The sequence below is a fragment of the Sphingomonas sp. Leaf198 genome, from assembly GCF_001424005.1.
Classification (GTDB): Bacteria; Pseudomonadota; Alphaproteobacteria; order Sphingomonadales; family Sphingomonadaceae; genus Sphingomonas.
Genome location: NZ_LMPX01000001.1, coordinates 1,175,299 through 1,191,396, shown reverse-complemented (window position 1 = coordinate 1,191,396; position 16,098 = coordinate 1,175,299). Strand labels below are relative to the sequence as shown.

The 16,098-nt window shown below is 66.1% G+C and carries 11 protein-coding genes; 8 read left to right on the top strand and 3 right to left on the bottom strand.

Annotation, left to right across the window (positions count from 1 at the left end; translation table 11 throughout):
• Positions 1 to 196: 196 nt before the first annotated feature.
• The 5 genes from ASG20_RS05315 to ASG20_RS05295 all read left to right on the top strand — a co-directional run bounded on the left by ASG20_RS05315 (position 197) and on the right by ASG20_RS05295 (position 6,139).
• Positions 197 to 1,102: a fatty acid desaturase gene (locus tag ASG20_RS05315; RefSeq protein ID WP_056049451.1), complete on the top strand. Its 906-nt coding sequence runs from the start codon at positions 197 to 199 to the stop codon at positions 1,100 to 1,102.
• Positions 1,099 to 1,911: a phosphate/phosphite/phosphonate ABC transporter substrate-binding protein gene (locus ASG20_RS05310; protein WP_056049449.1), complete on the top strand. Its 813-nt coding sequence runs from the start codon at positions 1,099 to 1,101 to the stop codon at positions 1,909 to 1,911. The genes ASG20_RS05315 and ASG20_RS05310 overlap by 4 nt, the downstream gene beginning before the upstream one ends.
• Positions 1,912 to 1,926: 15 nt before the next feature.
• Positions 1,927 to 2,874 (top strand): serine O-acetyltransferase EpsC, encoded by a 948-nt coding sequence (gene epsC, locus ASG20_RS05305; protein ID WP_056049445.1) that lies wholly within the window; start codon positions 1,927 to 1,929, stop codon positions 2,872 to 2,874.
• Positions 2,871 to 3,641 (top strand): gamma-glutamyl-gamma-aminobutyrate hydrolase family protein, encoded by a 771-nt coding sequence (locus ASG20_RS05300; protein ID WP_201780673.1) that lies wholly within the window; start codon positions 2,871 to 2,873, stop codon positions 3,639 to 3,641. The genes epsC and ASG20_RS05300 overlap by 4 nt, the downstream gene beginning before the upstream one ends.
• A gap of 65 nt (positions 3,642 to 3,706) precedes the next feature.
• Complete coding sequence (locus ASG20_RS05295; protein ID WP_082470735.1) at positions 3,707 to 6,139, top strand: TonB-dependent receptor plug domain-containing protein; 2,433 nt, start codon at positions 3,707 to 3,709, stop codon at positions 6,137 to 6,139.
• A gap of 218 nt (positions 6,140 to 6,357) precedes the next feature.
• On the opposite strand, the gene ASG20_RS05290 is transcribed toward ASG20_RS05295, so the two are convergent.
• Entirely contained in the window at positions 6,358 to 7,035 is a 678-nt protein-coding gene (locus ASG20_RS05290; RefSeq protein ID WP_056049444.1) for a nitroreductase, read from the bottom strand.
• Between the two features lie 124 nt (positions 7,036 to 7,159).
• Entirely contained in the window at positions 7,160 to 9,817 is a 2,658-nt protein-coding gene (locus ASG20_RS05285; RefSeq protein ID WP_056049441.1) for a TonB-dependent receptor plug domain-containing protein, read from the bottom strand.
• A 478-nt stretch (positions 9,818 to 10,295) separates the two neighbouring features.
• On the opposite strand from ASG20_RS05285, the gene ASG20_RS05280 reads away from it, so the two are divergent.
• The 3 genes from ASG20_RS05280 to ASG20_RS05270 are packed head-to-tail and all read left to right on the top strand — an operon-like array spanning position 10,296 to position 14,976.
• Positions 10,296 to 11,639 carry an MFS transporter gene (locus ASG20_RS05280; RefSeq protein WP_056049440.1) on the top strand — a complete coding sequence of 448 codons (1,344 nt, stop codon included), beginning with the start codon at positions 10,296 to 10,298 and terminating at the stop codon, positions 11,637 to 11,639.
• Positions 11,632 to 13,749, top strand: a complete 2,118-nt coding sequence (locus ASG20_RS05275; RefSeq protein ID WP_056050478.1) for an alpha-galactosidase — start codon at positions 11,632 to 11,634, stop codon at positions 13,747 to 13,749. The genes ASG20_RS05280 and ASG20_RS05275 overlap by 8 nt, the downstream gene beginning before the upstream one ends.
• Before the next feature lie 48 nt (positions 13,750 to 13,797).
• A complete protein-coding gene (locus ASG20_RS05270; RefSeq protein ID WP_082470734.1) occupies positions 13,798 to 14,976 on the top strand; it encodes a glycoside hydrolase family 68 protein in 1,179 nt (392 codons plus the stop codon).
• Here the strand turns inward: ASG20_RS05270 and ASG20_RS05265 are convergent.
• Entirely contained in the window at positions 14,901 to 15,926 is a 1,026-nt protein-coding gene (locus tag ASG20_RS05265) for a LacI family DNA-binding transcriptional regulator (protein WP_056049437.1), read from the bottom strand. The genes ASG20_RS05270 and ASG20_RS05265 overlap by 76 nt on opposite strands.
• Positions 15,927 to 16,098 lie beyond the last annotated feature (172 nt).

Here is a 16,098-nt window from a genome sequence, read left to right as displayed (position 1 = left end):
GCGACACGTCGGTGTCGGTTCGATTACACATATTATACAGTTGAGGCGGCAGGTCCTTCGGTGGGATCGGGCGTGCGACGATCCCGACCAGCCGTCGTTTTGGCCCCGCCAACAAAAGCTTTGGTGGCACAAAGGACAAAGACTTTCCAACGCCTATCGATCTGGGGGACATTGCTCGAATAGCCAGGAGGTGGTGATGCCACGATCGATCGAGCGTTCGAATATCCAGTGGCCGACGGTTGCCGTCGCTGTTGCGATCTATGGCGGCTGGCTCGCCGCGACCGCGTGGCATGACGCGGTTCCTTGGCCCGTTCTGGTGGCGATCGGAGGGTGGCTGCTCGCGTGGCACGGGTCTTTGCAGCACGAGACGATCCACGGCCATCCGACGCGATACTCCGCGATCAACGCGGTGATCGGTTTCGTGCCGTTGTCGCTGTGGCTGCCGTACGGATCGTATCACCGAAGCCACCGCGCGCATCACGCCGCCGCGGTCATCACCGATCCGTCGCACGATCCGGAATCGCGGTATCGCACGCGCACCGACGGTGTGGCGGCATTGCTCGGCCGGCTGCAAGCGACGCTGGCGGGGCAGATGATCTTCGGGCCGCCGATCTCGGTCGTACGGTTCCTGTCCGGCGAGGCCCGGCGGGTGGTCCGTGAACCGGTGCTGGTGCTGCGGGACTGGGTGCCGCATCTGGCTGCGGTCGCAATTATAATCGCGTGGCTCGATCATGTCGGGCTGGGGCTCGGGCGCTATATCCTGACGTTCGTCTATCCCGGAATGGCGTTGACGATGCTGCGGTCCTACGCCGAGCATCGCGCCGATCTGGCGAGCCCCGGCCGTGCGGCGAGCGTCGAACGCGGCGGTGTGCTCGGGCTGCTGTTCCTCAACAACAACCTGCACGCTGCACACCACGAATCGCCGTCGCTCGCCTGGTATAGGTTGCCGGAGTATCATGCGCGCAACCGGGCGCGGTTCGTCGATCTGGGCGCGCCGATCTACCGTGGGTATGGCGAGATCGTTCGGCGGTTCGCGCTGTGGTCGCATGACGACATGATCCATCCGCGATATCGGGGCACGCATCAGGGTAGGCCGTCTTGACGAGGCACTGCGCATCGCTCGGCATGTACGATCATCCGGCGCAGCGGGCGGCGAACGACCGCTTGTGGGCAGCGATGGCGGGGATTCTGCGGTCGGAGGGCGTTGCCGACGTACCGGATACGCTTGATCGGTCGCGCGACGTCCACGCGCTGTGGCGAGACCCTTCGCTTCTGTTCGGGCAGGCCTGCGGATACCCGCTGATCGCCGATTCGTCGCTGGCGCTCCGCGTGCTGGCGCTGCCGGTGTACGCGACGCCGGGTTGCGGCAGCGCGACCCATACGAGCGTGATCGTGGCGCGCGCCGATGATATCGGGACGTCACTCGACGGTTTCCGACAGCGCCGCGCGGCAATCAACGATCGACGATCGAACACGGGGATGAACCTGTTGCGGGCGGCGATCGCGCCGGTCGCGGGAGAGGGGGCGTTCTTCGCCAGCGTGACCGAAACGGGATCGCACCGTGCGAGCATAATCGCGGTCGGTGCGGGTGACGCGGATATCGCCGCGATCGATTGCGTGACCTATGCGGCGATCGCACGCTTCGAACCCGCGGTGACGGCGGCGTTGCGGATCGTCGCGCACAGCCCGGCGTCGCCGACGCTCCCGTTCGTGACCGCCGCTTCGACAAGCGCGGCTATCGTGACGGGGCTTAGGATGGCGCTCAATCGGGTCATGGTCGATCCCGATCTCGCTGAGGATCGCGCGAACCTGTTCCTGACCGGTGCGATAGCGGCGGACCGTGCTGCGCTCGCGCCGATCGCTGCACTCGAAGCTGCGGCGATCCACGCCGGTTACGCCGAACTGCGATGACATGAGGATCCGATCATGATTCACGTCCCCGACACCCTCGATCTCGCATCGACGATCGCCGAACTGCGCGCGGCCCGCACGGCGTGGCGTCACGATGCGGATGGCCGCCATACGGTCGCGCGGTTTCCGTCGCGCGATGCGGTCTCGACGGCGATGGACGATCTGGTCGCGGCGCTGTTTCCGGGACGGCTCGGCGCGTTTGCCGGCCCGGCGGACCTCGAGGATGCGTTCGTCGAGGCACGGCTTCGGGCGGCGTTGGCGGAATTCGGACGGCAGATCGAACGCGAGTTCGGCTATTGGCAGGAAGAGGCGGTGCTGGCGTTCGATGCGAGCCAGGCCGCCATGATCGTCGATCTCTTCGCCGCAGAGCTCGGACCAATCCGCGAACTGGTCGACGACGACGTTCGCGCGGCGTTCCTCGGCGACCCCGCAGCCCGCAGCGCCGACGAGATTCTGGTCTGCTATCCTGGTATCACCGCGATCCTGTACCACCGCATCGCGCACGCGCTGTATGGCCTAGGCGCGCCGATCGTCGCGCGGATCGTGTCCGAACTGGCGAACGGCCGTACCGGGATCGACATCCATCCGGGTGCGACGATCGGCCGGCGCTTCTTCATCGATCACGGCACCGGCGTCGTGATCGGCGAGACCGCGATCATCGGCGACCGCGTGCAACTCTATCAGCATGTGACGCTCGGCGCGCGTAGCCCGCTCGGTGTCACCGATGTCTCGCCGCGCGAACGCCTCGCCCGCCATCCGATCGTCGAGGACGACGTGGTGATCTATGCGGGCGCGACGATCCTCGGGCGCGTGACGATCGGGCAGGGCGCGACGATCGGCGGCAATGTCTGGCTGCTGGAGGACGTCCCCGCGGGCAGCGTCGTCGCGCAGCCCACCGCGGTGATCCTGGCGGGCGAGGCCGCGGACCATCTGCACGAGACGCTGCGGGGGCGCACCGCATGAGCCGTTTTGCCTGTTGCCGCGAGATCGATGGCCCGCCGAAACCGGTGATCGGCGTGTTGTGCTGCAATGAGATCGCCAATCGGCCGATCCAGGCAGTTGCCACCCGGTTCGTCGAGCCGCTGGTGCGTTATGCGGGTGCGACTGTACTGCTGGTGCCTGCGGTGGCGGATGCAATGGATACGCGGTCGCTTGCCGGGCGGCTCGACGGACTGTTGCTGACGGGATCGCGGTCGAATGTCGCTGGCGGGCGCTACGGCAACACCGACGCGTCCGACGACGAGCTGGATCTCGACCGCGATGCCGTCGCGCTGGAGTTGGCGGGGCGGATGATCGAGGCAGGCCGGCCGGTGTTCGGTATCTGTCGGGGCCTGCAGGAACTGAACGTGCTGTTCGGGGGCACGCTGACCGACACGCTCGACGAGGGGCATCATCGCTCGACCGATGACGCCACCGCGTATGAAACGCTGTTCGATCATACCCACGACGTCACGCTGAGCGCTGGCGGGCTTCTGGCCTCGGCGATCGCGCAACCGAGCATCTCGGTCACGTCGGTGCATCGCCAGGGGATCGATCGGCTCGGCGAGGGCCTGACCGTCGAGGCGCATGCCGTGTCCGACGGGTTGGTCGAGGCGTTCTCCGCGCGACCGTGCGGGGGGGATGTGCTGGCGGTGCAATGGCATCCAGAGTGGGACGTTGCGGCCAGTGCATCCGGTCAGGCGTTCTTTACACTTATCGGACAGGCGCTTGGCGCCTATCGAGAACGCTGAGCGCGTCCAAATCCATCAAACGCACCGAGATCGTCGCAGAACGATCGCTCAACAGGGACATTATCATGACTGCTTATCGCACCGCGCTGGCGCTGACCGCCTCGGCTTTCGCCTTCACCGCCGCGTACCCGGCGTTTGCGCAGGACGCGCCGCCCCCGGCCGCCACCGACCAAGCCGCAGCGGCGCTGCCCGATACGCAGGACGACATCATCGTCACGGGCACGCGCGCGGTCGGCCGGTCGCGGCTCGACAGCGCGTCGCCGGTCGACGTGCTGAGTTCGGCAGCGCTCCAGCGGCAGGGCACGACCGAGCTCGGTGCGGCGCTGTCGGCGATCGCGCCGTCGATCGACTTTCCGCGGCCGTCCGCGGTCGACGGCACCGACGCGATCCGCCCTGCGACCCTGCGCGGTCTGTCGCCCGACCAGACGCTGGTGCTGATCAATGGCGTGCGCGGGCATACCGCGGCGCTGCTCAACGTCGGCGGCTCGGTCGGGCGTGGCTCCGCCGCAGTCGATCTCAACACGATCCCGACCGTTGCGCTCGACCGGATCGAAGTGCTGCGCGACGGCGCATCGGCGCAATATGGCTCCGACGCGATCGCCGGCGTCGTCAACCTGCGGCTGCGCGAGGCACGTTCGGGGGGCGGCGCGACGGTCAACTACGGCTTTTACAACACCGATATCGATACCGCGCGCGGCAGCCGCAACACCAACGGCGAGCATGCCGTCACGGTATCGGGCTGGCAGGGCATCGGCTTCGGCGAGGACGGGTTCCTGACCGTGTCGGGCGAGTATCTCGATCGGCAGGCGACCAACCGCGCCGACTTCGACCCACGCGTCACCCCGACCCGCGTCACCGGCCGGTTCGGCGATCCGCAGGTCGAACAATACAGCATCTTCGCCAATGCCGGCACGACGCTGACGGGGACGTGGAAGCTGTATGGCTGGCTCGGCTATCAGGATCGCGACACGCGCAGCGCGGCCTTCCCGCGGCTCGACAGCGCGACGACCCAGCTGGCGGGGTATACCGGCGGGTTCCTGCCGCTGATCAACACCAAGTCGCGCGATCTCCACTCCGCGGTCGGCATCAAGGGCGAGGTCGCCGACTGGACCGTCGATCTGAACGTCAGCTACGGCCGCAACAAGATCGGCTTCCGCACGCTCAATTCCGCCAACTACGCATATGGTGCGGCGACTCCCAAGGACTTCTCCGATGGCGCGCTGATCTACGACCAGCTCGTCGCCGGGCTCGACGTCAGCCGCAAGCTCGACGTGTTGCAGGGGCTGAACGTCGCGTTCGGTGTCGAAGGACGCCGCGAGGGGTTCGAGATCCAGGCGGGCGAACTCGCCTCCTATGGCTATCCGACCAGCGGCGCGGTCGCGGGCGGCTCGCCGGGCGCGCAGGGGTTCGGCGGCTTCGCGCCGGCCAACGAAGTCGATCGCCATCGTCGCAACGGCAGCGTCTACCTCGATCTCGAGGCACAGGTGACCGACAAGCTGTTGATCGGTCTTGCCGGGCGCGGCGAGGATTATTCCGATTTCGGCAAGACCGGCACCGGCAAGATTTCCGCGCGCTATGATGTCGCACCGTGGTTCGCCTTGCGCGGTACCGCCTCGACCGGGTTCCGCGCACCCGCGCTCCAGCAGCAGTATTTCACCTCGATCGCGACGGTCATCCAGAACGGGGTACCGATCCAGACCGGCACCTTCCCGTCGGTCAGCCCCGTCGCGACGCGGTTGGGCGGCCTGCCGCTCGAACCGGAGAAGTCGACCAATCTGTCGTTCGGCACGGTGGTGCGGTTCGGTCGGTTCGACCTGACCGTCGATGCGTACCGGATCCACATCCGCAACCAGATCGGGCTGTCGGAGAACATCACGACCTCGACCAGCCAGTCGGCTGCGGTCAACGCGCAGATCGCCAGCCTGCTCGCCGGATCGGGGGCGACCGCGGCGCGGTTCTTCATCAACGGCCTCGCCTCGACCACCAAGGGTATCGACGCGGTCGCGCATTACCGGATGCCGACCGATGCGGCCGGGACCTTCGACCTGACGATCGCGGGCAACATCAACGACAGCGACGTGACGCGCGTGCCGACCTCGACCTCGACGCTGAACCCGGCGCCGACGCTGTTCGCGCGCAGCCGCATCCTGACGCTGGAGGACGGCACGCCGGGCGCCAAGGTGACGGGCTCGGTCGACTGGTCGCTCGATCGGCTCGGGGCGCTGGCGCGCGTGACCTACTATGGCGACGTCAACCAGCCGGGCACCACGCCGGCCGCCGACGTGCATAGCGGCAAGCACGTCATTACCGATGTCGAGCTCCGCTATCAGGCGACCAAGGGCGCGCAGCTCGGACTGGGGGTGAGCAACCTGTTCGACGTGTATCCCGATGCGACGATCCCGGCGAACAACACCACCGGCGTGATCGGCTTCCCGTATTATTCGCCGTTCGGGTTCAACGGGCGGTACCTTTACGCGCGGGCTGGGCTTAGCTGGTAAGGTCGGGTTTGGCGTTGATCGATTGCTCTGAGGAAGATCGACTCTCGACGCTTTCGTGACTGTTCTCCCCTCCCTGGAAGGGAGGGGCGGGGGTGGGTCGGGTTCCGTATCATGGCACGTCGCGGCACGAGCGGGCCTACCCACCCCCAACCCCTCCCTTTCAGGGAGGGGGGAAGATCAGTCGTTCCCCCGAGCGGCCGGGTGAATACGATCCGCCGCTAGTCGTCGAAGCCGATGAACATCGCGGCCTCGGCGACGGGGCGTCGCTCGGAGACTACGGCGTTGGCGGGAAAATCCTCGTCGGGCCAGCCCAGCGCGATGCTCTTCATGATGACCTGTTCATCGGGGATCCGGGCGTGTTCGCGGACGACGGGGGACTGCATGATCCCCTGGCTGTTGATGACCGTCCCGAGCCCGCGCGACCAGGCCGCGTTGACGAGCGCGGTGGCGACCGCGCCGCAGTCGAACGCGGTGTCGTCGCTGCCCGCGACGGCGCGATCATAGGTGATGATGACGCAGACCGGCGCGTCGAACTGGCGGAAGCCGCGCATCACCCAGTCCTGGCGGGCATCCTTGTCGTCGCGGGCGATACCCATCGCCGAAAAGAGCTGTTTGGCGACGCCGACCTGTCGCTCGCGGTGCGCGCCCGCAAAGGCCTCGCCGGTTCTAAATTCGCGCGATTGCGGGATGCCCGCCGCCATCCGCTGCGTGTTGCCCGCGCGGATCGCATCGAGCGCGGCGCCGCCGACGACGTGAAAATGATAGGGCTGGGTGTTCATCGACGACGGTGCGCGCATCGCCAGCGTGAGGACTTCCTCGATCAGCGCGCGCGGCACCGACTTGGGCAGATAGCCGCGAATGCTGCGCCGGCCTAGGATCACGTCGTCATAGTGCATGCAGGGCCCCGTCACAGTGATTGTCCGTACTGGATACAGACTTCTCCGGTGACGAAAACCCTGGCGATCGTTCTGGTATGTACGATCCGCGAGGGACGGGGACGCCGAAGCGCCCCCGACGATCTCAGTATTTCACGCGAAGCCGGGCATAATAGAGCCCGCCGTTGAAGCCGAACGGTCCACCGTTACGCGCATAGACCTGACCGTCGGACGATCCACCGGTCAGCGGGTAGATCGGCGTGGACTTCGAGGTCAGCTTGTCGGGACGTTCGTCGAGCAGGTTCTGCGCGCCGAGCGTCAGCGTGTAGTTCTTGGCGAAGGTATAGCTGACGTCGAGATCGGTGGTGAACTTGCCGCCGAAACGCTGCGCCACGGGGTTTGAGGTCGATACGTAATCCTGCGCGCTCAGCCACCAGCTGTAATAGTTCTCGCGGACGTTGATGCTGACGCCGTCGAGCGACCAGTTGGTTGTGAACACCACGCGGTGGTTCGGCGCCAGATGCTCTGCGTCAAGGATCTGGTTTGGCCCGATGACCTGCGGATCGTATTTGGTGACGGTGCTCTTGTTGTAGTTGTAGGCGAGCGTCAGGTTGACCGCAGCCTCGTCGAGCGTCGTGCGGTAGGTGCCGACCACATCGACGCCGCGCGTCCGCGTGTTGAAGCCGTTGGTGAAGTAGTTCACCTGGCCGTTGACCCCGACCGCCAGCAGTGCGGGCTGCGCTGCGAGATCGGCTGCCGAAACGATGAAGTTCTGCGTGATGCCGATCCGGTTTCGCACGCTGATGCTGTAGCCGTCGACGGTCAACGTCAGGTTCTTCACCGGATTGAGGATGAAGCCGATGCCGTAGTTGGTCGACTTCTCGGGCTTGAGCGCATCGGCCCCGAAATATTGCGCGATCGCGGTGCTGACCGGGTAGGTGCCGCTCTGGACGGCATTGCCGCCGACGAAGGCAGTGGTGATGATCGCGTTGTTCGACTGACCCGGCGAGGGTGCGTGGAACCCGGTGCCGACCGTGCCGCGCAGCGAGAATGCGTCGGCGAACTTGTAGATTGCGTTGAACTTTCCGACCACCGCGCCGCCGAACGAGTCGTAATGCTCGTAGCGGCCGGCCGCGCCGACGCTGAGTGCGGTGGTGAGATCGGTCTCGACGTTGAGGTAGGCGCCATAGCTCTTCTGGCTGTAACGGCCGGCGGCTTCGGGGCTCGTCCCGGCATAGCCGCTGGCGCCGACGCCTTGCGCGCTCGACGTTCCGGAGAAGCTGTAAACGCCGGGTGCGGTCTGCGTGTAGAGTTGCTGCGCGACCGAATAGGGGCCGGCGGCGTAGGATTGCAGATCGCCGACGGTCTGTTCGTAGGTTTCCTTGCGGAATTCGGCGCCGCCCGCGATCGTCAGCGGGCTCGGCAGTCCCACTTCCAGCGGGTAGCTGAGATCGAGGTTTGCGTCGGCCTCTTCCTGGATCAGCTCGCCGAACGTGAAGCTCGTCTGCGTCTGCGGGCCGTAGGAGGCGTTGAGCGAGTCGTACATCGACAGCGTCAGCGTGTTGCGGCTGAGCGAGCCTGACAGATCGTATTTGAGGCCGCCCGCGATCTCGCCCTTGTAGCCGAGCGTCCCGTAAAGCTCCTTGGTCACGCCGACGAAGCGCGGTGTGAAGCCTGCCGGGTAGAGCGAGCTGTAGCGGAAGGTGTTGCCGTCGCGGACGAAGCCGCCGGCGGGGCAGGTCGCGCTGCCGGTCGGGCACGCGGTCAGGAAGAAGGTGTTGTTGAACAGCGCGTTGGCGCTTTGCGTGCGGGTCACGCCGTCGGTATCGACCGCGGTGCTGGTGACCGAGGCGCGATAGTTGAAGCTCTGGTCCGCCTTGCTGCGCGCGAAATTGCCGAAGAAATAGAGCTTGCTGTCGCTGGTGACGTCGATCGCCGAATTGACGACGAATTTATAGCCGTGCGACGGCGACGAACCCCAGATCTGCGCGGGGAGCGGGTAGTTGGGAAGCTGCGACGCCGAGCCCGGATTGTTGATCGCGTAGTTGGCGGCGGAGGGTCGCTGCGCACCGCGGCTGGTCTGGCCGTCGTCGTTATACTCGCCGGTGACGTTGATGAACCCGATCTTGCCGAGCGCGACGCCGGCATTCGCGGCGATCTGATAGCTCTTGCCGTCGCCGGCATAATATTCGCCGTAGCGCGCGACCATTTCGAGGCCGGACACTTCCTTCAGGCCGTAGTTGAGGACGCCCGCGATCGCATCGGAGCCATATTGCGCGGTGGCGCCCTCGCGAAGGATCTGGAGGCTGCCGATCGCGAGCGAGGGGATCGCCGAAATGTCCGCGCCCTGCGAGCCGCGGCCGAGCCCGGTATCGCTGCCGCCATAGACCTGAACGAGTGCGGACCGATTGTAGCGCTTGCCGTTGATCATCACGAGCACTTGGTCGGCGGGCAGGCCGCGGAGCGAGGGCGAACGGACGAACGTCGACGCGTCGGAGATCGAGTTCTGGCCGACGTAGAAGGACGGCACGATGCTTTTCAGCGTGTCGAGCATGTTGGCGGAGGGCTGCGCGGCCAGTTCGGCCGAACTGATGACGTCGACCGGTGATGCCGAGTCCGCCAGTGTTCGATCGGTACGGCGCGTTCCGAGAATGACGATATCGCTGCCGCCCTCTTGCGGCGCCGTCTCGATTACTGATGCTGTCTGGGCAGATGCTTCGGGATTGGTCTGCGCGGCCGCCGTGGCAGTTCCGGAGAGGAATGCCGCCGCCAAGGCCAAAGTCGAGCTCGTATAGTTGATCATCCTAGGCCCCTTTCAAAGTGAGACTCTCAGGATCCTTCCCCTAAACTCGCGTATCGGGCCGTCTTTTGAAGACGTGTTCACGAGACGCGCTATTATCGGTGCGATGATCGACGGCGATGTTGGGTGAGCTGCTTAAAACTACGTGTCGATGATTCCTGTATATGTGATTTCGACGCACCATCCCGCGCCGATCGATCGGCGAATCTTGACGATGCTTGTCACTCCCCGCCGACAAGTCGCCACATCGTTCGCGCTCTGGCAATGCAAAACGGCAAAGTTCAAACGGTTTTGTCGCGTTGTTGTAAAATTGCCGCAATAGAACTGACACGATCGGGCCCCGTCGTTGGATCGGAGGATTGAACGCGGGCGCCTGAAACCGACGCGGTTTATGCAATCGATTGTTGCTTTTTGATTCCGGCGCTGTAGGTTCGCCTAAATCCCGCGCAGACGGGCGTTTTTGCCAATGAGGATGGCCGTCATGCGCGTACCCGATATCAAGCCGCATCTATCGCTGCCGCGCATCCTCGAGATGAACCTGGGGTTCCTTGGGTTGCAGTTCAGCTTCGGGCTGCAGCAGGGCAACATGGCGCCGATCTACAGCTATCTCGGTGCGTCGGAGGCGTCGTTGCCGTTGCTGCAACTGGCCGGGCCGATGACCGGGTTGCTGATCCAGCCGCTGATCGGTGCGCTCAGCGACCGGACGGATTCACGTTGGGGGCGGCGGACGCCGTATTTCCTGTTTGGGGCGGTGCTGTGCGCGCTCGGGCTGTTCTTCATGCCGCTCAGCCACTCGATCCTGATGGCGGTATCGATGCTGTGGATCCTCGATGCGGGCAACAACATCACGATGGAGCCGTACCGCGCGTACGTCTCGGACCGGCTGAACGAAGACCAGCACGAGATCGGCTTCCTGACGCAGAGCGCGTTCACCGGGCTCGCGCAGATGCTCGCGTTCCTGACGCCGTCGCTGCTGGTGTGGGCGGGGATGAACCAGGACTGGGTCGACACGCACAACATCCCGTACACCGCGCGGATCGCGTTCATGGTGGGCGCGGTGCTGTCGTTCTCGACCATTCTCTGGTCGATCAAGCGCGTGCCCGAACTGCCGCTGTCGCCTGCCGAGCGCGCGGCGATCGCCGCCAAACCCAAGGGTTTCGCGGCAACGTTGAAGGAGATCGGCTCGGCGATCCGCGACATGCCGCCGGCGATGCGCAAGCTCGCGCTGATGAGCCTGTTCCAGTGGTACGCGATGGCGGCGTATTGGGGGTATGTGATCTATTCGATCGGCCGCTCGGTGTACGGGACCGACGTGCCGACCTCGTCGGGTTTCCACTCCGCGGTGCTGACGAACGGCGAGATGGCGGCGTTCTACAACGGCGTCGCGTTCGTCGCGGCGTTCGCGATGGTGCCGCTGGCGAAGCGGCTCGGCGCGGCGAGCCTCCATGCGCTGTGCCTCGTGCTTGCCGGGATCGGCATGTTGTGGCTGCCGCATATCGAGAGCAAGGCGCTGCTGTTCGTCCCCGCGATCGGTATCGGCATCGGCTGGGCCAGCATCATGGGCAACCCGTACGTGATCCTCGCCGGCGCGATCCCGCCAGAGCGGACCGGCGTCTACATGGGCATCTTCAACATGATGATCGTCATTCCGATGCTGCTGATCGCAGCGACGCTGCCCTTCTATTACGGGCCGTTGATGCACGGCGATCCGCGCAACGTGCTGACGCTGTGCGGGATCCTGATGTTCTGCGCGGCAGCGGCGGTATGGACCGTGCGCGAGCGCAATGCCGAAGGTCTTCCGGTCGGGGCGACGCAGCATGACTGAGCCGATGATCACGCTGACCGGCAGCACCATGAGTGCGGTGATCGAGCCGCGCGGCGACGCGCCGCCGGTCTGGCGTTGGTGGGGTGGCACGGTCGATGCTAGCGGCTTGCCCTCGCTGGCCGATACGCGCCCGGCGGCGTCCTTCTCGCTCGACATCGACCAGCCCCTGGCGGTCGTCCCGGCGTTCGGCACCGGCTGGTTTGGACCGCCTGCGCTCCGCGCGCACCGCGATGGTCGGCATTTCGCGCAGTGGTTCGAGACGGTGTCGATCGAAACCGGCGACGATAGCCTGACGGTCACGCTGATCGATCGCGCCGCGCGACTGACGCTGGTCCAGCGGATTGCCGTCGCTGGCGACATGCTGACGCTGTCGGCCGAGGTGATCAACGACGGCGAGGACGTGCTCGAGATCGAATGGCTCGCCGCGGGTACGCTGCCGCTGCCGGGCGATTGCGCGCAGATCCACAGCTTCACCGGGCGGCACAATGCCGAATTCGTGCCGCAGACCGAACCGATGCCGGCACATGGCTGGGTGCGCGAGAACCGCCGTGGGCTGACTGGGCATGCCGGGCCGCCCGGACTGTTCGTGAGCGGTCCGGCGAGCGGCTGGCATGGTGGGCGCGTCCATGCTGCGCAGCTCGCCTGGTCGGGCAATCACCGGCTCGCGGTCGAGCGCGATGACGACGGCGTCTGGGTGTTGCAGATGGGCGAGGCGCTCGCACCCGGCGAGATGCGGCTGGCGCCGGGCGAGCGCTATGCGACGCCCGAGATGCTGGCGACCTGTTCCGGCGAGGGGCTGAACGGCGCGATGCAGGCGTTCCATGCCGCGATCCGTGCGCGCGCGCCTTGGCCCGCGGGGGGCATGCGTGCGCGTCCGGTCCATGTGAACAGTTGGGAAGGCTTTTATTTCGACCATGACGAGGCTGCGCTGATGGCGCTCGCGGACCGCTCTGCCGCGCTTGGCGTGGAGCGGTTCGTGCTCGACGATGGTTGGTTCAAGGGACGCGACGACGACACCGCCGCGCTCGGCGACTGGGTGCCGGACCCAGTCAAATACCCGCGCGGTCTGGGGCCGCTCGCCGCGCATGACGTCGGGCTCGGCATGGAATTCGGGCTGTGGGTCGAGCCGGAGATGGTCAATCCCGACAGCGATCTCGCGCGGGCGCATCCCGACTGGGCGCTGCATCTGAATGGCGTGCCGCAGCATAGTTCGCGCAACCAGTTGGTGCTCGATCTCGGGCGGGAGGAAGTCCGCGACTATCTGTTCGCGCGGCTCGATGCGCTGCTGACCGAGTTGCCGATCGCGTATTTGAAATGGGATCACAACCGGGACCTCGCGGTGGCCGGCGGCGCCGATGGTCGTGCCGGCTATCACGCGCAGGTTCGCGGCGCCTATGCCTTGTTCGACCGGCTCGGGGCGGCCCATCCGGGGCTGGAAATCGAGGCGTGTGCGGGTGGCGGCGGGCGGATCGACGCGGGGATCGCCGCGCGGACGCACCGGTTCTGGACTAGCGACTGTATCGACGCGGTCAGTCGGGTGCGGATGCAGCGCGGTTTCCTTCACTTCATGCCGCCCGAGATGATGGGCGCGCATGTCGGCGCCAGTCCGGCGCATTCAACCGGTCGCAGCCAGGGCATGGCGTTCCGCGCCGCGGTCGCGCTGCCGGGGCATTTCGGCGTCGAACTCGATCCTGCGACTATGCCGGAGACGGACGCTGCGACGCTCGCGGCCGGGATCGCGCGATACAAGGCGTTGCGCGATCGGCTCCACCACGGTCGCGTCTGGCTGGGGGAGGGGCCGGACGGCCTCGTCTGGCAGGCGCACGGCAAGCCCGACGACCTGATCCTTCAGGTTACGCGCGTCGAACCGACCACCGTGCGCCGACCGCCTGCGATCGTCTTGCCGATGCTCGCCGGGTGTGGTGCGCTCCGCGTCCACCTGCTCGACGTCGCGACCGAGGCGGGGCATCCCGCGCCCGATGCGCCTGTGTTCGCCGCGATGCGCGACGGCGGCGTGGTCTATTCGGGCGACTGGCTTGCGCAGGCCGGGCTGCCGACGCCGGCGATGAAGGCCGAGAGCGCCGCGCTGTTCCGGATCGAGCCCGCGTGAGTCTCGCAAGAATTCCTCCCCTTTTCCGTTTCTGATTCCAGGATAACCATGCCCGCCATCACCCATTGGTCCGCCGAGATGCTCGGTCGGATCGCCGACCAGTTCGACGCCGAGCTTCCCGTCATCACCGCGTCCGACGTCGTGCCGGTCGTCGCCGACCACGACGTCTGGGACATGTGGCAGATCGCCTATGCCGATGGCCGCACCGCGACGATCGACGGCCGTAGCTGGTGGTTCTTCCTCGCGACGCCGAAGTTCGACGACCCGGACGATCGCCATGACGCGGCGCGGATACGCCTGACCAGCTGCGGCACCGATGGCTGGCGCGATCACGGCGAGACGTTCCCGGACGGCTTTACGCCCGGCAGTCGCGAATGGTCGGGATCGGCGGTGCTCGCCGACGACGACACGACGCTGACGATGTATTTCACCGCGTCGGGACGACGCGGTGGTCCGCGGACATTCGAGCAGCGGCTGTTCGAAACGCAGGGTCGGTTCGTCGACGGCAGGACGCTCGACTGGAGCGAACCGGTCGAATCCATCGCCGCCGATGGCGCACATTATCTACGTGCTGATCAGATCGAAGGCATCGATGGCCGGATCAAAGGCTTTCGCGACCCGGGCTATTTCCGTGATCCCGCCGACGGGGCCGAATATCTCCTGTTCGCCGGTTCGGCAGGCTGGGTCGATGCGATCGACGACGGCGTGATCGGCGTGGCCGTGCGCGCCGTGGGCGATACACGGTGGACGATCGCTCCGCCGCTGGTCGAATCGATCGGCGTGAACAGCGAACTCGAGCGACCGCACATTATCCTGCGCGACGGGCTTTATTACCTGTTCTGGTCGACCCAGGCGAAGCGGTTCGCGCCCGGCATCGTCGCGCCGACGGGGCTGTGTGGGATGGTCGCCGACACGATGGCGGGGCCGTGGCGTCCGCTCAACGGATCGGGACTGGTCGCAGCAAACCCGGCAGCCGAGCCGTTCCAGGCCTATTGCTGGTGGGTGACGGGCGAGCTCGACGTCATCAGCTTTGTCGATTTTTGGGGTCTCAAGGGTGTCGCGCCGGACACATCCGAGCGTCGCCGCGCGCATTTCGGCGGTACCGCCGCGCCGTGGTTCCGCCTCCTGCTCGACGGCGACCATGCCTCTATTCAGGTAGAGTCGCGCTCCACGAGCACCGGCACCATCTCGACCGATGGTGAATCCTCGCCCGCCAGCCGGGCATAGAGCGCGGCGACCATCGCCTTGGCGCCGGCAGCGATGTCTTGGCGGATCGTCGTCAGCCGCGGCACGGTCTGTCCGGCAAGCGGCAAGTCGTCGAAGCCGACCACGCCGATCGCGTCGGGCACCGACAGGCCGTGGTCCGCGAGCACGCGCAACGCGTTCATCGCGATCACGTCCGACGCGCAGGCCAACCCGTCGATATCACGGCCGATCCGCGCGACATGCGCGGCGATCTCGTGCTCCATCACGTCCGAAGCGAGATGCGTGTCGAGCTGGAGGGGGGGGGGCAGCCCGGCCGCGGCGGTCGCGGCAACGACGCCTTCGTAGCGCTGGCGGATTTCGGGGGTGCGCACCTCACCGAGAAACGCAATTCGGCGTTTGCCGCGCGCGATCAGATGCTCCCCGGCCATGCGCCCCCCGCCGACATTGTCGGTGCCGATCGCGCAGTGGACCTGACCGTCCCAGTGGCTGCCCCACGCGACCAGCGGGCGATATTGCCCGGCGACGCGCTCGATCGCGTCGAACTGCGTCGACTGGCCGATCACCAGAACGCCGTCGAGCATCCCCGAATCGACGATCGCCTCCAGCCAGTCCTCGGCATCCGGAATGATCCGTGACAGCATCACGTCATAGCCGTTTTCGGTCAGCGCATCCGCCAGATGGCCGAGCATCGTCATGAAGAACGGGTCGGAGATATGCTGGCGGCGTTCGTGACCAAGCGGGACGACCACGCCGATCACGCCGGTCCGCTGAGTCCTGAGCCGGCGCGCCATCTGGTTAGGGCGGAAATCGTGTTCGGTCGCCAGCGCCTGGATCCGTGCCCGCGTCTCGGCATTCACCAGCGACTTGCCCGCCAGAGCGCGCGACACCGTCCCCGCCGACACACCCGCCAGCTTGGCGAGTTCGGCGATGTTGCGCACCCGCCGTCCCGTCCTGCCCAGTCCCTCGTCCATCGCCTGTTCCGCTCGGTTGATCGCGTGCCTTGTCGGGCGCGTACCATGTTCCGTCAACATCACCCTAAAAACCTCAACAATCGATTGCGAAATGACTATTGCAATCGATTGTAAGTGGTTTTAGAGGCGATTATCGAGCGGCTCGGAGAAGGTCGCGTCATTATCCCAAGGA

Bases quoted from the DNA above. Each gene is read 5' to 3' on its own strand.
- ASG20_RS05315 (WP_056049451.1), top strand. From the start codon at position 197: ATGCCACGATCGATCGAGCGTTCGAATATCCAGTGGCCGACGGTTGCC.
- epsC (WP_056049445.1), top strand. From the start codon at position 1,927: ATGATTCACGTCCCCGACACCCTCGATCTCGCATCGACGATCGCCGAA.
- ASG20_RS05300 (WP_201780673.1), top strand. From the start codon at position 2,871: ATGAGCCGTTTTGCCTGTTGCCGCGAGATCGATGGCCCGCCGAAACCG.
- ASG20_RS05295 (WP_082470735.1), top strand. From the start codon at position 3,707: ATGACTGCTTATCGCACCGCGCTGGCGCTGACCGCCTCGGCTTTCGCC.
- ASG20_RS05290 (WP_056049444.1), bottom strand. From the start codon at position 7,035: ATGCACTATGACGACGTGATCCTAGGCCGGCGCAGCATTCGCGGCTAT.
- ASG20_RS05285 (WP_056049441.1), bottom strand. From the start codon at position 9,817: ATGATCAACTATACGAGCTCGACTTTGGCCTTGGCGGCGGCATTCCTC.
- ASG20_RS05280 (WP_056049440.1), top strand. From the start codon at position 10,296: ATGCGCGTACCCGATATCAAGCCGCATCTATCGCTGCCGCGCATCCTC.
- ASG20_RS05275 (WP_056050478.1), top strand. From the start codon at position 11,632: ATGACTGAGCCGATGATCACGCTGACCGGCAGCACCATGAGTGCGGTG.
- ASG20_RS05270 (WP_082470734.1), top strand. From the start codon at position 13,798: ATGCCCGCCATCACCCATTGGTCCGCCGAGATGCTCGGTCGGATCGCC.
- ASG20_RS05265 (WP_056049437.1), bottom strand. From the start codon at position 15,926: ATGGACGAGGGACTGGGCAGGACGGGACGGCGGGTGCGCAACATCGCC.